This is a genomic window from Corynebacterium sp. MSK218 (assembly GCF_030232655.1).
Lineage (GTDB): Bacteria > Actinomycetota > Actinomycetes > Mycobacteriales > Mycobacteriaceae > Corynebacterium.
Map to the genome: position 1 here is coordinate 1 of NZ_JASPGN010000005.1, position 14676 is coordinate 14676.

General features: G+C 57.7%; 14 protein-coding genes. All 14 read right to left on the reverse strand.

Annotated features, from left to right (window positions below; genetic code table 11):
• Positions 1-425: 425 nt before the first annotated feature.
• The 14 genes from tyrS to QP922_RS05100 all read right to left on the reverse strand — a co-directional run bounded on the left by tyrS (position 426) and on the right by QP922_RS05100 (position 14541).
• Positions 426-1685 carry a tyrosine--tRNA ligase gene (gene tyrS / locus QP922_RS05035; protein WP_284808176.1) on the reverse strand — a complete coding sequence of 420 codons (1260 nt, stop codon included), beginning with the start codon at positions 1683-1685 and terminating at the stop codon, positions 426-428.
• A gap of 37 nt (positions 1686-1722) precedes the next feature.
• Complete coding sequence (locus QP922_RS05040; protein ID WP_284808177.1) at positions 1723-1902, reverse strand: Trm112 family protein; 180 nt, start codon at positions 1900-1902, stop codon at positions 1723-1725.
• Positions 1903-1913: 11 nt separating this feature from the next.
• Entirely contained in the window at positions 1914-2507 is a 594-nt protein-coding gene (locus QP922_RS05045; RefSeq protein WP_284808178.1) for a hypothetical protein, read from the reverse strand.
• A 36-nt stretch (positions 2508-2543) separates the two neighbouring features.
• A complete protein-coding gene (locus QP922_RS05050; protein WP_284808179.1) occupies positions 2544-4109 on the reverse strand; it encodes a vWA domain-containing protein in 1566 nt (521 codons plus the stop codon).
• A 36-nt stretch (positions 4110-4145) separates the two neighbouring features.
• The gene (locus tag QP922_RS05055) at positions 4146-5273 is read right to left on the reverse strand and encodes a hypothetical protein (protein ID WP_284808180.1); all 1128 of its coding nucleotides are present in this window, start codon (positions 5271-5273) and stop codon (positions 4146-4148) included.
• 124 nt (positions 5274-5397) lie between these two features.
• Positions 5398-6822: an argininosuccinate lyase gene (gene argH / locus QP922_RS05060; RefSeq protein ID WP_284808181.1), complete on the reverse strand. Its 1425-nt coding sequence runs from the start codon at positions 6820-6822 to the stop codon at positions 5398-5400.
• 7 nt (positions 6823-6829) lie between these two features.
• Complete coding sequence (locus QP922_RS05065; protein ID WP_070670097.1) at positions 6830-8044, reverse strand: argininosuccinate synthase; 1215 nt, start codon at positions 8042-8044, stop codon at positions 6830-6832.
• Positions 8045-8121: 77 nt separating this feature from the next.
• Complete coding sequence (locus tag QP922_RS05070; RefSeq protein WP_039675572.1) at positions 8122-8607, reverse strand: arginine repressor; 486 nt, start codon at positions 8605-8607, stop codon at positions 8122-8124.
• A gap of 5 nt (positions 8608-8612) precedes the next feature.
• Entirely contained in the window at positions 8613-9530 is a 918-nt protein-coding gene (gene argF / locus QP922_RS05075) for an ornithine carbamoyltransferase (protein WP_284808182.1), read from the reverse strand.
• Positions 9527-10705, reverse strand: a complete 1179-nt coding sequence (locus QP922_RS05080) for an acetylornithine transaminase (protein ID WP_284808183.1) — start codon at positions 10703-10705, stop codon at positions 9527-9529. The genes argF and QP922_RS05080 overlap by 4 nt, the downstream gene beginning before the upstream one ends.
• Complete coding sequence (gene argB, locus QP922_RS05085) at positions 10702-11637, reverse strand: acetylglutamate kinase (RefSeq protein WP_284808184.1); 936 nt, start codon at positions 11635-11637, stop codon at positions 10702-10704. The genes QP922_RS05080 and argB overlap by 4 nt, the downstream gene beginning before the upstream one ends.
• A gap of 20 nt (positions 11638-11657) precedes the next feature.
• Positions 11658-12815: a bifunctional glutamate N-acetyltransferase/amino-acid acetyltransferase ArgJ gene (gene argJ, locus QP922_RS05090; RefSeq protein WP_284808185.1), complete on the reverse strand. Its 1158-nt coding sequence runs from the start codon at positions 12813-12815 to the stop codon at positions 11658-11660.
• A gap of 54 nt (positions 12816-12869) precedes the next feature.
• Positions 12870-13913: an N-acetyl-gamma-glutamyl-phosphate reductase gene (gene argC, locus QP922_RS05095; RefSeq protein WP_284808186.1), complete on the reverse strand. Its 1044-nt coding sequence runs from the start codon at positions 13911-13913 to the stop codon at positions 12870-12872.
• A 175-nt stretch (positions 13914-14088) separates the two neighbouring features.
• Positions 14089-14541, reverse strand: coding sequence for a hypothetical protein (locus QP922_RS05100; RefSeq protein ID WP_070670084.1), 453 nt, complete (start codon positions 14539-14541; stop codon positions 14089-14091).
• Positions 14542-14676 lie beyond the last annotated feature (135 nt).

Consider the following 14676-nt stretch of genomic DNA (forward strand, 5'->3'; position numbering starts at 1 on the left):
CATCACGGCCAACAATGATTACAATCAACCAACACAAAAAAGTACATTGGCACACTATTGAGTTCTCACACATCATCCGCACGTTCTTCGCAGGTGAAAGATTATATTCACTGCTCTGAGCGGCTGGAGTTCATACTCTAGCCAACAAGTTTATCCTTTGTCAACTAGGAGTTAATCTCCGTGTCATCCGCTTGTCGCGGCGACTGGGATAAATATACGCACGACTTCATCTTTCAACAAATCTCCTGCTCAACATGGATTTTGAGCTTTCACTGTGGAGTCCATTAGCGCCGGCGCCAGCCCACTCTAGACCACAAACGATGGGATATCGTGCTGAAAACTATGAAACCCGCTGCGCTAAGCAGCGGGGATTCGAAATTCGGTAAGCAGACCTTCCTATGGTCGGCCGACTATGCGCGTACTAGTTAACCCAGCTTGGCGCCGGCAAAGTTCTTCTTGCCGCGGCGAAGGACCAGCCAAGCGCCGTGAAGAAGATCATCTTTGCCCGGCTCCCAGTCATCAGCCTCAATGCGCTGGTTGTTGACGTAGGCGCCGCCCTCTTTCACGGTTCGGCGGGCAGCTCCCTTGGAGTCAGCCAGACCAGCAGCGACCAACAGGTCAATGATGGTACGCGGTTCCCCAGAAGCAATCTCGGCCACGGTGGTTTCCGACAACGCACCGGCCAAAGTCTGTTCATCGAGGTCAGCAAGCTCCGCCTTGCCGAAGAGTGCTTGTGCAGCGAGCTCGACCGACTTCGTAGCCTCCTCGCCGTGAACAAGGGTGGTCATCTCTTGGGCTAGACGGCGCTGAGCTTCACGGCGGAAAGGTTCATCGGCTACCTTCTGCTCGTACTCAGCGATCTCTTCCTGGCTCAGGAAGGTAAACCACCGCAGGTAGTCAATGACAACGGAGTCGCCAGCGTTGAGGAAGTACTGGTACCAGGAGTACGGAGAGGTCTTCTCTGGGTCGAGCCATAGCTTGCCGCCACCTGTGGACTTGCCGAACTTCTGCCCCTGCGCATCTGTCACGAGTGGAACAGTGAGACCGTGGACCTTGGCACCATTAACGCGACGGTTGAGGTCAACACCGGAGACGATGTTGCCCCACTGATCACCACCGCCAATCTGCAGAACACAATCAAGCTCATTGTGCAGGTGAACGTAGTCGTTGGACTGCAGGAGCATGTAGGAGAATTCGGTGTAGGAAATACCGTCAGACTCCAAGCGGCGCTTTACGGTATCGCGGTCCAGCATGGTGTTGAGCGAGAAGTTCTTGCCTACGTCGCGCAGAAAGTCAATGACGGACATCTGCGAAGTCCAGTCAGCATTGTTGACCATGGTCGCAGCGTTCTCGCCCTCGAAGTTAATGAACTGGCGCAGCTGCTTCTTGATAGCGACCATGTTCTCGTTAATGGTCTCCTGCGAGAGCATGGAACGCTCCCCCACATCACGCGGGTCACCAATCTGCCCCGTTGCACCGCCGGCCAAAGCGATGGGATGGTGGCCAGCTTCCTGGAAGCGGCGCAGCATGATCATCGGTACCAAGTGCCCGGCATGCAGAGAATCGCCGGTGGGGTCAAAGCCACAGTACAGGGTAATCGGCTCTTCACAGGCCTCGCGGAGTGCGTCGAGGTCGGTGGATTGGTTAATGAGTCCGCGCCACTGCAGCTCATCAATAATGTTCATGAAGTCTCCTTTAGATGTAAATTCCGTGCTCTAAGAGCTACTTTTCAGCCGGCCACGGAACTGCGTGGTCTACCAGCATGACGGGAATGTCGTTCTCAATGGGATAGGCCACGCCAAGGCGTTCGTTCACCAAGACCTGTTCCTCGGCCAGATAGTTCAGCGGACCTTTATCCTGTGGACACACCAATATGTCAAGCAGCTTCGGATCGAGACTCATAACCGCTAACCCTACACCTCCTTAGATTCGATGGAGGGAAGGGTCCCGCCATATTCGAGTTTGAGCGCCATGGAATGGTTGCGTAGGTTACGCACCGAGTTTTGAGAGATGGCGTCGCGAATTTCCTGCATCTCTCGACCAAGGATGTCGAGCGATTCGCTCATCTCTTTCACCGCTGCAGGGTTCTTCAAATCCGTGACCTCAAGGTAGGACTTGACTAGTTCCGTGGAGTGTTCTTCGATCATGTCACGCACCAGCGCTTGCTGGTGCGGCGCATCATTAAGGCGGCGCCAATTATTCAGAACCCACAGCGCCGATTCATCAAACGAGTCCCAAGCGCGTTGTACGGGGCCAGGTACTTGGCGACGCCCCAAGGCATACCGAACTTCCTCCAAAGTACTGGTGAGTTCCCCCGGGCCCGATTTCGGAGCTTCGATAGCCTTCGGCTGTTTCGGGGGTGTTACCAGTCCTGCTGCTGCTCCAGCGCAGACGGCCACAACGGGCCACAGGAAGCCCAGGCCACCACCGGTAAGAACATGCAAGACCACAACGAGTGCGGTCACCACAACACCAACGATGGCTTTGCGTGAGTTCAGGGCATTCATGGGATTGAGATCCTCCTGGGAATAGGCGGAGTGGGTCTACTGGTAGGCGCGAATCTCTTCGAAGGCAGCAGCTAGGTCGCCGTTGAGCGCATCAAAGGTCTTACCGCCGGTGAGTTCTGCCAGTTCTTGCATCTCCTGGATATTGGCTTCACCATACAAGATGACGAAGACAGGGATCTCCTTCTTCTCCGGAGGAAGCTTATCATAGTCGTTCTTGAACTGGGCGAATGTACGCCCGCGCGTTACCTCGCCGTCCGTCATGAGGACCACCGTTCCAATATCACCATTGGTGGTATCCACCTCATCCAAGGCATTGAGGACAGCCTCAAAAGTGGCAGTATCACCATCGGCAACAAGGCGGTCAACGCGGTCAGCAAGTTCCTTTGTGGTCGCCGGATTATCCTTGTCCACTCGTGCGCGCGTGGGCTGTTGCGGTTCGGACGAGTACGGGATGAGCTTGATCTGTTCGCGGTTTCGGAAAGCTACTTGACCTTCACCATCTGGGGTTCCGTCAGCGGAGCCGTCGATAAGCGGGCGCAGGCTGCTCTTGAGAAGGTCAATGCGCTTACCTTCCATCGAACCCGATGTATCCAGGACCAAGGCAGTATTACCGGGGTTGCGTAGCTCGTGCGCAAACGCGTCTCCAAGGGCATCCACGGTCGTCTCATTTGCCGGGTACGGCAGCTCAAAGACCGTTCCAGGTAGGTCAGAGTCATCGACTCGCAAGTGGTAATCCTTGAGCTTTTCTGGGTGCTCACCAAACCATTCAGCTAGGGCCTGCACCTTGCCTTCGGCATCGCTATCCTGCGAACTAGTCAGAGCAGACAACGGGTAGTCCGCAGAAATAACGCCATCGGAGGGAATAACCACTTCGAGGTCTGCGCCTTCATCTTTCAGCTGATAGAGCACAGACTCATAGTTGAAAATGGCGTCTACCTGCTCTGGGTGCTCCCGGAATCGATCCGCCAGCCAACCGGAGGAGCCCGACGTCAAGGTCTGGTTAGCAAAAAGCTTTTGCACCTTACCCGTGGCTTGGCGGATGTCCTTTTCTGAAAGAGCACGGCCGGTATCAGCAAACGCGGTTGTCGCCGCAGACAGCGCCGAAAAACCCGAATTCGACGTCGTCGGATCAGTCATACCGAAGGTAATGCCAGAATCCGCAATTTCCTGCCATGTTGGCTGCGTGGTGGTCCAGCCTTTCTCATTGGCCACAGAGGACTGCACACCAAGAACAACCGGGGAACGCGCGACACTGAATTCCTTGCCAAGCTTACTGTCGGCGCCAACAATGCGCGCATAGCGGTTGGTGGCAAACCAGGTGGCATCGTAGGAACCATCGAACCCGCCCTGCTTCAGCTTGCGGGAATTGGCGAGCGTGCCGTCTTCGGTCGTCATGGAGATATCGAAGCCGAGGTCTCGGGAGGCGTCGTCAAACACAGGCTCCAATGGCGTTAGCTCCGTAGCCGCCACGATATTGAGGCCTCCACTGAAATTGGAACCGGAGCCTGGGGTTAGTGGTTCGTCGAGCAGGTCGCCCAAACCGCATGCCGTCAAAGCCATCGCGCTCATTACAGCAACCAGAACTTTTAGTGAGCGAAACATGTGCATCAACCTTCCTGATGATTTCACTGCCGGTTCCTAGCCGAATTCCTGCAGGATTTCGTCGTAATAGTCCCACATTTGTGGGCTGTCTTCATTGACCATCACGGGAATGTCATAATCCTGTTTCTCGGCAAATCGTGCAAAGAAGCTAGCAGTCTTCGTCCGTAGACCAAGCTGGGCTGCTGCTTCCTGGGCAGAATCATCCTCCAGTGCCTCGGCTAGCAGTTCCCCTTTGTCCGTGCGGGGTACCACCGTGCTGTTAAGCGACGCCGGCGGCCCCAGCACCAACGGCGTGTACTGCGACATCACTTTGCCACCACTCACAAGGCGCAGATACTGCTCCTCGGTAGTCAGCACCATCGGCATCTCGCCTTTGCCTACACGCAAGAAAGCATCAAGCATTCCCTGGGACGTGGTCTCACCGTAGCCTTGGTCCGCGATAAGACGGTGCATACTCTCCTGCGCCTGCTCGTCTAACTGTGTAAGGTCTCCACTTCCCTGTTCCTGTGCGGCCACTGCCAAACCCGCTTCACGCACGACACTGGCATAGCGCAGCGCAGCATTCGACTCGGTTACCCCTGGAACCGCCACGTCCACAACACGGGGCGAGCCAAAGGAGGGGCTAATATCCCGCCACCGGGTTCCGTTCTGGGACATCTCCACGAGCGTGTACAGGTTCAATGACTTCTGGCCACCGGTCTCTTTCACCAGGTCGTGCGATTTCATATCCTCGAGGAGGTCGCTATGCACGAGTGCGATTAGCGGAGTGGAAAAAACCTCGTGGGTTCGGCCATGTCGCTCCGTGCTTGCCGAATCTACGCCCCAGGTTTCAAGAGTGTGGGCTGCGCCGTCGAGCTCTGGCATATAAAAGTCATATTCTTTGCCTGAGCCATCCATGAGCTCCATCATCTCCTGTGCCGGATACACATCGAATTCAAGCTCAATATCGTGCTTCTTCAGAGCCTGAATCGTGTCCGGATCCTTGAAAAAGATCTCCTGCTCGGGGCTAATAGCACCCGTAATGTGCTTCATGTCCCCGGAGCTACCAAAACTCGGCATGGAGATTCCCCCGCGCCCGATGACGATGGACACCACAGCGATCACAAGGAAAACCACGGCGGCCACAAAAGACTTGCTGCGTCCTTTCGACGATGGGCTGCTCATGACCTAAATCATAAAGAGTGATAGGCACCGTCGCTGAACTTCACACGCACTCACCCCCACAAAAGTCCCCCAACAAAAGAACCGCATGGCCGAAAAGACCATGCGGTTGCAGAAACTGTTGTGCCTAGCGCAGCGGAGTTGTTGCCCACTCACGTGCTTCAGCGGAGAGCTCTTTCACGCGCTCGCGCTGTTCGGCTACACGTACACCGGCGGTGCCGCCCTTGGTAGCGCGCGATGCCACTGCCCCATCAATGGTGAGCACCTCACGCACTTCGGGGAGCAGGCGCTTGTCGACGCCCTGCAGCTCCTCATCCGTGAGATCCACCAAGTCCACGCCGCGGGCTTCCGCCAGCTGGACGCAGGCGCCGGAAGCTTCGTGGGCTTCACGGAAAGGCACACCCTGGCGCACCATCCACTCAGCCAAGTCAGTAGCCAAGGTAAAACCACGCGGGGCCAGCTCACGCATACGATCCTCGTGAAACGTCAGCGTGGCCACGAGGCCAGTCATGGCCGGAAGGAGCAGGTTAAGCTGCGCCACGGAATCCACGATGGGTTCCTTATCTTCTTGCAGGTCACGGTTGTAGGCCAGCGGCTGCGCTTTGAGCGTGGACAACAAACCAGTGAGGTTGCCAATGAGTCGGCCCGTCTTGCCACGGGTCAGCTCCGGAACATCCGGGTTCTTCTTTTGCGGCATAATCGACGAACCCGTAGACCAAGCATCATCCAACGTGACGTAGCCGTACTCCGGAGTACACCAGTAGATGATCTCCTCCGAAAGGCGAGACATGTCTACGGCAATCTGGGTAAGAACGAAAGCCGTCTCCGACGCGAAGTCGCGGGAGGCAGTACCGTCGAGAGAGTTCTCGGCGGAAGAGTCGAAGCCAAGCTCTTCAGCAATAGCCTCAGGGTCCAAGTGCAGCGAAGAACCCGCGAGCGCGCCGGAGCCATATGGCGAGACCGCCAAGCGCTTGTCCAAATCTTGAAGGCGCTCAATATCGCGCAGCAAAGGCTGGGCATGGGCTAGCAGCGAGTGCGCAAGAAGAATCGGCTGAGCCGCCTGGGAGTGCGTCTTGCCCGGCATAATCGCATCCGGATGAGCCTCCGCCTGCCCCACGAGTGCATCGACCAAGTCGGCGACCTGAAGGGCGATGTCGCGCACAGCGTCACGGACCCACATACGGAACAGGGTTGCCACCTGGTCGTTGCGGGAGCGGCCGGCACGCAGACGGCCACCGACCTCAGGTCCGACGATGTCGATAAGCCCGCGTTCCATAGCGCCGTGGACATCCTCGTCGGTAGGCAGCGGACTGAATTCGCCAGAGGCCACCTTCTCCCCTAGCTCGGTGAGGCCGGCGAGCATGGTGTCCAGGTCGGCGTCGGAGAGCAGCCCGGCTTTATGCAGTACCTTGGCATGAGCCTTGGAAGCCAACACGTCGTACGGGGCAAGAACCCAGTCGAAGTGGGTAGATACGGACAGGGCGAACATCGCCTCAGAGGGGCCGCCCGAGAAGCGGCCGCCCCACAGGGCGCCCTCATTGGTCTTGTGCATTGTTTCCTTACTTACCGGTGGGGAATCCGCCGTCGCGGTCACGCTGGTTGGAGATCTGAGTAGACAGACCGTGCAGTTGAACAAAGCCCTTGGCTGCGGTCTGGTCGAAGGTATCGCCGGTGTCGTAGGTGGCCAGATCGAAAGAGTACAGGGACTGGCCGGAGCGGCGTCCGTTTACCGTGGCGGTGCCGGCATGGAGAACCATGCGGATATCGCCGGTCACGTTCTCCTGGGTGGACTCGGTAAAGGCATCGAGGGAGCGCTTTAGCGGGGAGAACCAGAGGCCGTCGTAGACCTCCTCAGACCAGCGGGCGTCCGTCAGGCGCTTGTAGCGAGCCAGCTCGCGCTCGACAGTGACGTCTTCGAGAGCCTCGTGGGCCTTGATGAGCACCATGGCGCCTGGGGCCTCGTAGACTTCGCGGGACTTAATCCCCACGAGGCGGTCTTCCACCATGTCGAGGCGGCCAATGCCCTGGGCGCCGGCACGGCGGTTGAGCTCCTCAATGGCTTCGAGCACGGTGACCGGCTTGCCGTCGATGGCAGTCGGGACACCCTTGTCGAAGGTAATGGTGACCTCGTCCGGAGCGTTGCCCAAGTCCGGCTGCTCGGTGTAGGCGTAGAGATCCTTTGTCGGCGGGTTCCACAGATCCTCGAGGAATCCGGTCTCGACCGCGCGGCCCCACACGTTCTGGTCAATGGAGAATGGTGAGGCAGCGGACTGCTCGATCGGCAGGTTAATTTCCTCGGCGAAGGCGATAGCCTTGTCACGGGTCCAGGCGTAATCACGAGCCGGCGCGATGATCTCCAGAGCCGGGTCGAGTGCACGGAAAGACACCTCAAAGCGGACCTGATCGTTGCCCTTACCGGTGCAGCCGTGTGATACGTGGGTACCGCCGTGCTCCTGTGCAGCCTCCACGAGGTGCTTGACAATGAGGGGGCGAGAGATGGCAGACACCAGCGGGTACTGCTTCATGTACATACCGTTGGCCTTGATAGTAGGCAGGCAGTACTCTTCGGCGAACTCGTCCTTGGCGTCAACGACGATGGATTCGACAGCACCACAGTCGAGAGCACGCTGGCGCACGGACTCCATATCCTCGCCGCCCTGGCCCAAGTCGAGGGACACGGCGATAACCTCACCACCGGTCATCTTGGCCAGGTAAGGGATGGCAACGGAAGTATCCAGTCCGCCAGAGTAGGCAAGCACAACACGTGCAGTCATAGTGAGTTACTCCTTAGAGTCATACAGGGTGCGATCACGTCGATCGAATTTATATTATACAGACGTTCGTATAAATGTTAAATGCTGCGGTTGGTGAGTTTCTCCGCCAGCTCGCGACCGCCTACGTCCTCACGTGCGAGGATAAAGATGGTGTCATCGCCAGCAATACAGCCCACAACATCGGGCAAACCCACGCGATCAATGAACGAAGCAAGGTACTGCGCCGCACCAGCTGGCGTGCGCAGCATCGCAATATTCCCGGAGTAGTCATGGGAGACCACCAGTTCGTCGAGCATGCGACGCAACTTTTCTCGCGGGCCATTGAGCTGGTCTTCGAATTGCTCCAGCTCTCCGCCCACGACATAAAAGGAGCGGCCACCATCCCGTTTGACCTTCTTGGCGCCCAATTCATCGAGGTCGCGGGACAGGGTGGCTTGGGTGATGTCAATCCCTTCGTCGAGAAGCAGCTCTGAGAGCTGCACCTGACTGGTCACCCGAGTACGGTCCAGGATTTCCAGAATCTTGGCTTGGCGCGCATTGCGAGTCGTGGGCGTGGTGGTCATAGGTTTTAGTTCTCCTCCTGATGTGCCAGAAGCCATACCAACAGCGCCTTCTGGGCATGAAGGCGATTTTCCGCCTCGTCGAAAACACGGGACTGAGGGCCGTCAATAACCTCAGCAGTCACTTCGTTTCCACGGTACGCCGGCAGGCAATGCAAAAAGATGGCGTCATCCTTGGCGCGGGCCATAGCCTCAGCGTTGACCTGATATGGCAGGAACGGGGTCCGGCGATCCTTGCCGTCATACTCCTGGCCCATTGATACCCACGTATCCGTAATGACCACGTCGGCGCCCTCCAGCGCCTCCAGGGAATCGGTCACCGTCACGTCACCGCGTTGGCGCGCACGGTCCACAAACTTCTGCTGCGGCTGGAAACCTTGAGGAGCAACGATGGCCATCTCCATGCCAGCCGTGGCAAAGCCGAGCATGTAGGAATTCGCCATGTTGTTGTTGCCATCGCCCAAGTACACGGCCTTGCGGCCGGCTAGGTTTCCGAAGTTTTCGCGGCACGTCACCAAGTCCGCCAGAATCTGGCACGGATGCAGGTCATCGGAGAGAGCATTCACGATGGGAACAGTGGCGGTTTCCGCCATGTTAAGCAGATTCTGATGCTCGTAGGTGCGCCACACAATGGCTTCCACGAAACGGGATAGCACCGCACCAGTGTCCTGGTAGGTCTCGCCTTTGCCCATCTGGGTGGACTTGGTTTCGGTGACGATGGCGTGGCCGCCTAATGCGGCAATTCCAGCTTCGAAGGAAAAGCGTGTGCGCGTCGACGTCTTGTCAAACAGCACCGCGACCGACTTTGGCCCTTCAAGCGGGCGCGATGAGAAGGGGTCCTGCTTCAGTTTTAGGGCCAGGTCAAGAACCTCGGCCTGCTCCTGCGGTGTGAGGTCGTCATCAGCCAAGAAATGGCGTGGACTCATCCAACTTCCTCCAATACCTTATGCAGGCGTTCAACTGCCTGCGCGAGTTCATCATCGGTAATCACTAGGGGCGGGGTCAAACGCACGACCTCGCTGCTTGGCGCGTTGAGGACGAGTCCGTGCTGTAATCCCACGGCCACAGCCTCCTTCGCTACCGGTTTATTTAATACAACACCTAGCATAAGCCCTCGACCGCGCACAGAGGAGACCACTGGGGAGTTTCCTACCTCGCGGGCCAACCACTGGCCCTTTCGCGTGACCTCAGCGAGGAAGGATTCATCCACGCAGTCCAGTACCACCGATGCCGCCGCACAGGACACCGGGTTTCCTCCAAAGGTGGTTCCGTGACTTCCAGGGCTCAACAGTCCCTGCGCTTGACCACGTGAAATCGTGGCGCCAATCGGCATACCCGCGCCCAGACCTTTGGCCATAGTGATGACGTCGGGGAGGACATCCTCGTGCTGGAAAGCAAAGAAGTCTCCGGTACGCCCCACACCAGTCTGCACCTCATCGACGATCATGAGGATGCCGTGCTGGTCACACAGCTCTCGCACCGCAGTCAGAAAGCCTTCAGGTGCTGGAATCACACCGGTCTCTCCCTGTACAGGCTCCAGAATGATAGCGGCAGTGTTCTCTGGGTCTTGCTCTACCAACGTAGTGAGGTAGTCAATATCACCATAGGTGTAGAACTCCACCCCGCCCGGAAAAGGTTCAAAGGCCTTGCGCTTGCCCGGCTGCCCTGTCATAGCCAGCGATCCCATTGTGCGGCCATGAAAACCGTGGTGTGCCGCGAGAATGCGGCGGCGGCCAGTGAGGCGTGCGAGCTTGAAGGCCGCTTCGTTGGCCTCAGCGCCTGAATTGGAGAAAAACACGCGGGCATCGTTGTCCCCCACCTTTTCAAGGAGTTTGGTGGCAGTTTCTACCACGGGAGGGCTGGCAAAGAGATTGGATACATGCCCTAGGGTGGCTACTTGTGTGCTTACTGCTTCCACAATGGCGGGGTGGGCATAGCCCAAGGAGCTCACCGCGATGCCCGCCAGCAGATCGATATAGTCCTTGCCGTCCTCGTCCGTGACTGTGGATCCGCGACCGGATACCAAGGCTACCGGCGGAGTGCCATAGGTGTTGCTCAGAACCTCGCCCCACCGTTCAGTGAGTTTCTTGTGCTCAGTCACTGTGTATCGTCCTTCCTAAAGACTGTTCCCTCGGGGTAATCCTCGCGTTTGTACTCATTCGGCAACACCATCGTTCCGATACCGCCCATGGTGAGCAGCTCCAGAAGCACGGCGTGGGCAATGCGGCCGTCGATGACATGGGAGGCATTAACACCGCCCTCCACCGCCATCAGGCAGGACTCCATCTTCGGAATCATTCCTGAATCCAGCCCCGGCAGCAGCGCTTTGAGTTTCTCAACTTCAATCTTGGACACCAGTGAATCGCGGTTGGGCCAGTCGGTATATAACCCTTCCACGTTGGTGAGGATGACGAGGCGCTCTGCGCCCAATGCTGTGGCTAAGGCACCCGCCGCAATGTCTGCATTGATGTTGTAGACCTCGCCATCCTGACCGGGCGCAATGGTGGAGACCACCGGTATCCGCCCAGCTTCGATAATGTCCTTGACGGCGTCAGGGTTAACGTCGACGATCTCACCCACCATTCCGATGTCGGTCGGCACGCCATCGACGTCCACGAGGCGCTTGCGGGCACTAAACAATCCTGCATCCTCACCGGACGTGCCCACGGCATAGGGACCATGGGAGTTGATGAGGTTGACCAGGCCCCGTCCCACTTGACCGAAGAGCACCATGCGCACCACGTCCATGATTTCTGGCGTAGTGACTCGGAACCCACCTTTGAATTCGCCTTCAATGCCCAGCTTGCCCAGCATCTCATTGATCTGCGGACCACCGCCGTGCACCACAACAGGCTTCGCACCGACGGTACGTAGGAATACCATGTCAGCGGCAAAGGCTGCTTTCAGCAATTCATCCACCATGGCGTTACCGCCGTACTTCACCACGACGATTTTGTCGCGGTAATGCTGCAGCCACGGCAGCGCTTCCGCGAGAACGGTGGCGCGGTCCGCATTGGTTAATCCTTGAATCATCAGTCCTCCTCGTCAGGCCTTTACGAGCTGTACGCGGAGTTGATCTCCACGTAATCATGGGAAAGGTCAGTCGTCCGCACGAAAGCCGAACCTGGTCCGCCACTGCCGAGATCTACGCGGACATCAATGTCTGCGCCGGAAAGGTCCACATCGCGGGCACCGGGCGCACCGGTGGACCCAATACACACCGCTTGCTCGTTGAAGAACACCGAAATATTGTCTGGGTCCATGTCTGCGTCCGCCATGCCGACTGCCGCAAGTACGCGGCCCCAGTTCGGATCAGAGCCGAACATGGCGCACTTGAAGAGGTTGTCGCGTCCCAAGGTGCGCGCCGCGTTGAGTGCTTGTTCGTCGTTAGTTGTGCCTTCCACCGTGATCTTGACGCGCTTGGTTACGCCTTCGGCATCGGCTTGCAGTTGATCCGCAATATCGGAACACACAGCCAAAACCGCAGCATCCAATTCCTCCTGGCTGGGTTCCACTCCCGATGCACCCGAAGCCATAATGATGACCGTGTCATTGGTCGAGGTCGAACCATCCACATCCAGCGTATTAAAGGTCAGGTCACACGCCTTACGCAGCGCTGACTGCAGGGCTTCAGCGTTAGCGCGGGCGTCGGTAGTCAGGCACACCAGCATTGTGGCAAGAGACGGCGCCATCATGCCCACGCCTTTGCCCATCGCACCTATGCACCAGCCGTTGCCGGAAAAGGTCGCTTCCTTGACCACCGTATCGGTCGTCATGATGGCCTCCGCGGCCGCGTGCCCATTCGCCTTATCCGCACCGAGGTTTCCTGCCACGACATCAATACCGGCCAGCACCTTCTCCATCGGCAGCAGTTCACCAATCAGACCCGTCGAACATGCAGCGATGTCAGCCGCCGGGATGGCAGTTCGTTGGGATACCGCCGCCACCATGGCCGCAGCATCCTTGTCGCCCTGAACGCCATTACAGGCGTTGGCATTGCCCGAATTATAAATAACCGCTTGTAGTTGTCCATTCGCCACCGCCTCGCGGGAAAGCTTCACGGGGGAAGCAACCACGCGGTTTCGGGTAAACACGGCCGCAGCATCGAAATGGGGACCCTGGTTAATAACGAGCGCCATATCAGGCTTGCCGGAGGGCTTAATTCCAGCAGTTGTTGCTCCAGCAATGAAACCAGCGGGGGCGGTAATCATCAGTGTGTCTCCTTGGTTACGTGAGAGGTAGTAGTCGAGTCTTTGCGGTAAGGCTTAAGGTGCCACGGCAGCTTGCGGGAGACCAAGGGTTTCGTCCCAGCCCAGGGTCAGGTTCATGCACTGGACGGCTGCACCCGCGGTGCCTTTGCACAGATTGTCCAGCGCAGCGGTAACAATCAGGCGCTGTGCATTCTCATCCACGTGCGCCTGGATATGAACCATGTTGGTGCCCACGACATTCTGAGTCTCTGGCTGCTTACCTTCGTCCAAGACGTGGCAGAAAGGCTCGTCAACATAGAAGTCACGGAAGGCCTGATGGACGCTGCGCTTATCGACGTCCCCCTTGAGCGGCGCTGTAATCGTTGCCAAGATGCCGCGGGGCAACGGGGCGAGAACGGGAGTGAAGCTCACCGACACAGTCTCGTCGGTAAAAGGTTGCAGGTTCTGGACCACCTCGGGTGTATGACGGTGGGTACCACCTGGTTTATAGGCTTTGAGGTTGCCCATGGTTTCCGCACCCAGCTGGGCAACAGATGCCTTCTTACCCGCTCCGGACACACCCGTGATGGCAATGATGGAAAGCTCTGGTTTGATGAGATCCTTCGCCACTGCCGGCAGAGCACCCAGGGTAATCGCGGTGGGGAAACACCCCGGCACGGCCACTCGGTTGCTGCCCTGAAGTTTCTCACGGTTTCCGGGGACTTCCGGAATTCCATAAGGCCATGAGCCGGCATAGTCCCCGCCATAGTAGGCATCCCAATCTGCTTTATTGCGCAGGCGGAAATCTGCCGCACAGTCAATCACGGTGACGGACTCCCCTAGCTGGCGTCCAATCTCCGCTGAGTGACCATGGGGCAGACCGAGAAATACGATGTCATGACCCGCGAGGGTTTCCGGCGTGGTGTCCTCAATGACGCGATCCGACAACTGCGGCAGATGCGGCATAAGTTCAGATACTCGTTGCCCGGCGTTGGAATGTCCGGTGAGTGAGCCGATACGCAGCTCACCAGACACGTAGGCCGGATGGGAAAGCAACAGACGCAGGATTTCGCCGCCTGCGTACCCTGTGGCTCCTGCGATTGCTACTGAAATAGTCATGTCGCCAACCATAGCAAACAATGCAGTGGACTGTATGTTATTCAGCGAATGAGATTCCTACTTCCCCATCTTAGGATCAGCAAGACCCGGAAATCCCCACTTTGAGCGTGGATTTTTCCGGGTGTTGCTAAAGGAAAGGAAGGGCGTGAAGGAATAGGGAATGAATAAGGGGCGACTAGAGGGCGCGGGAAGAGATGGAACCCATGCCTTCAGGTCCCGAGACCGCCTTCTTACCGGCGTAACCCAGGTAGCCCTTTGGACCCACAAAGTGCAGACCACCCTGGTTATCAGCTACGACGGTCACCTCGTTGAACTGGTGAATCTGGCCTGGCTGCAGGTGCTTGAACTGTTCAGCCATCATGCCTTGGTTCCAGCAACCGGCATGGGATCGGCCGGCATAGTAGCTGAACTGCGGAACCAACTCGTTCGGCGGGTTGCACTCAGGACGGGTGGCACGTGCACCAGAGGATAGGCAGCTGATGTAGGTACCATCGACGTTTGTGGCATCACAGGTTACCGTGCCATCGGCGTTAGAGAAACCATGTGTGGGGTTGGCTGAGGCCAGAGGCGCCACAGCCAAAGCACTGCCGATTGCGGCAGTCGCAGCAAGACGAGAAATCAATCGCATAGTGAGGATAATCCTTTCAGTGTGGAAACGCTGCGCCACTTAGGTTATGGCGCAGCCCACACCTACGCCACAGGAGGGGGATCGCTCCCCGACCTACCGTGTCCTCAGCGTTGCGTACAGCCGCCTCACTTGAAC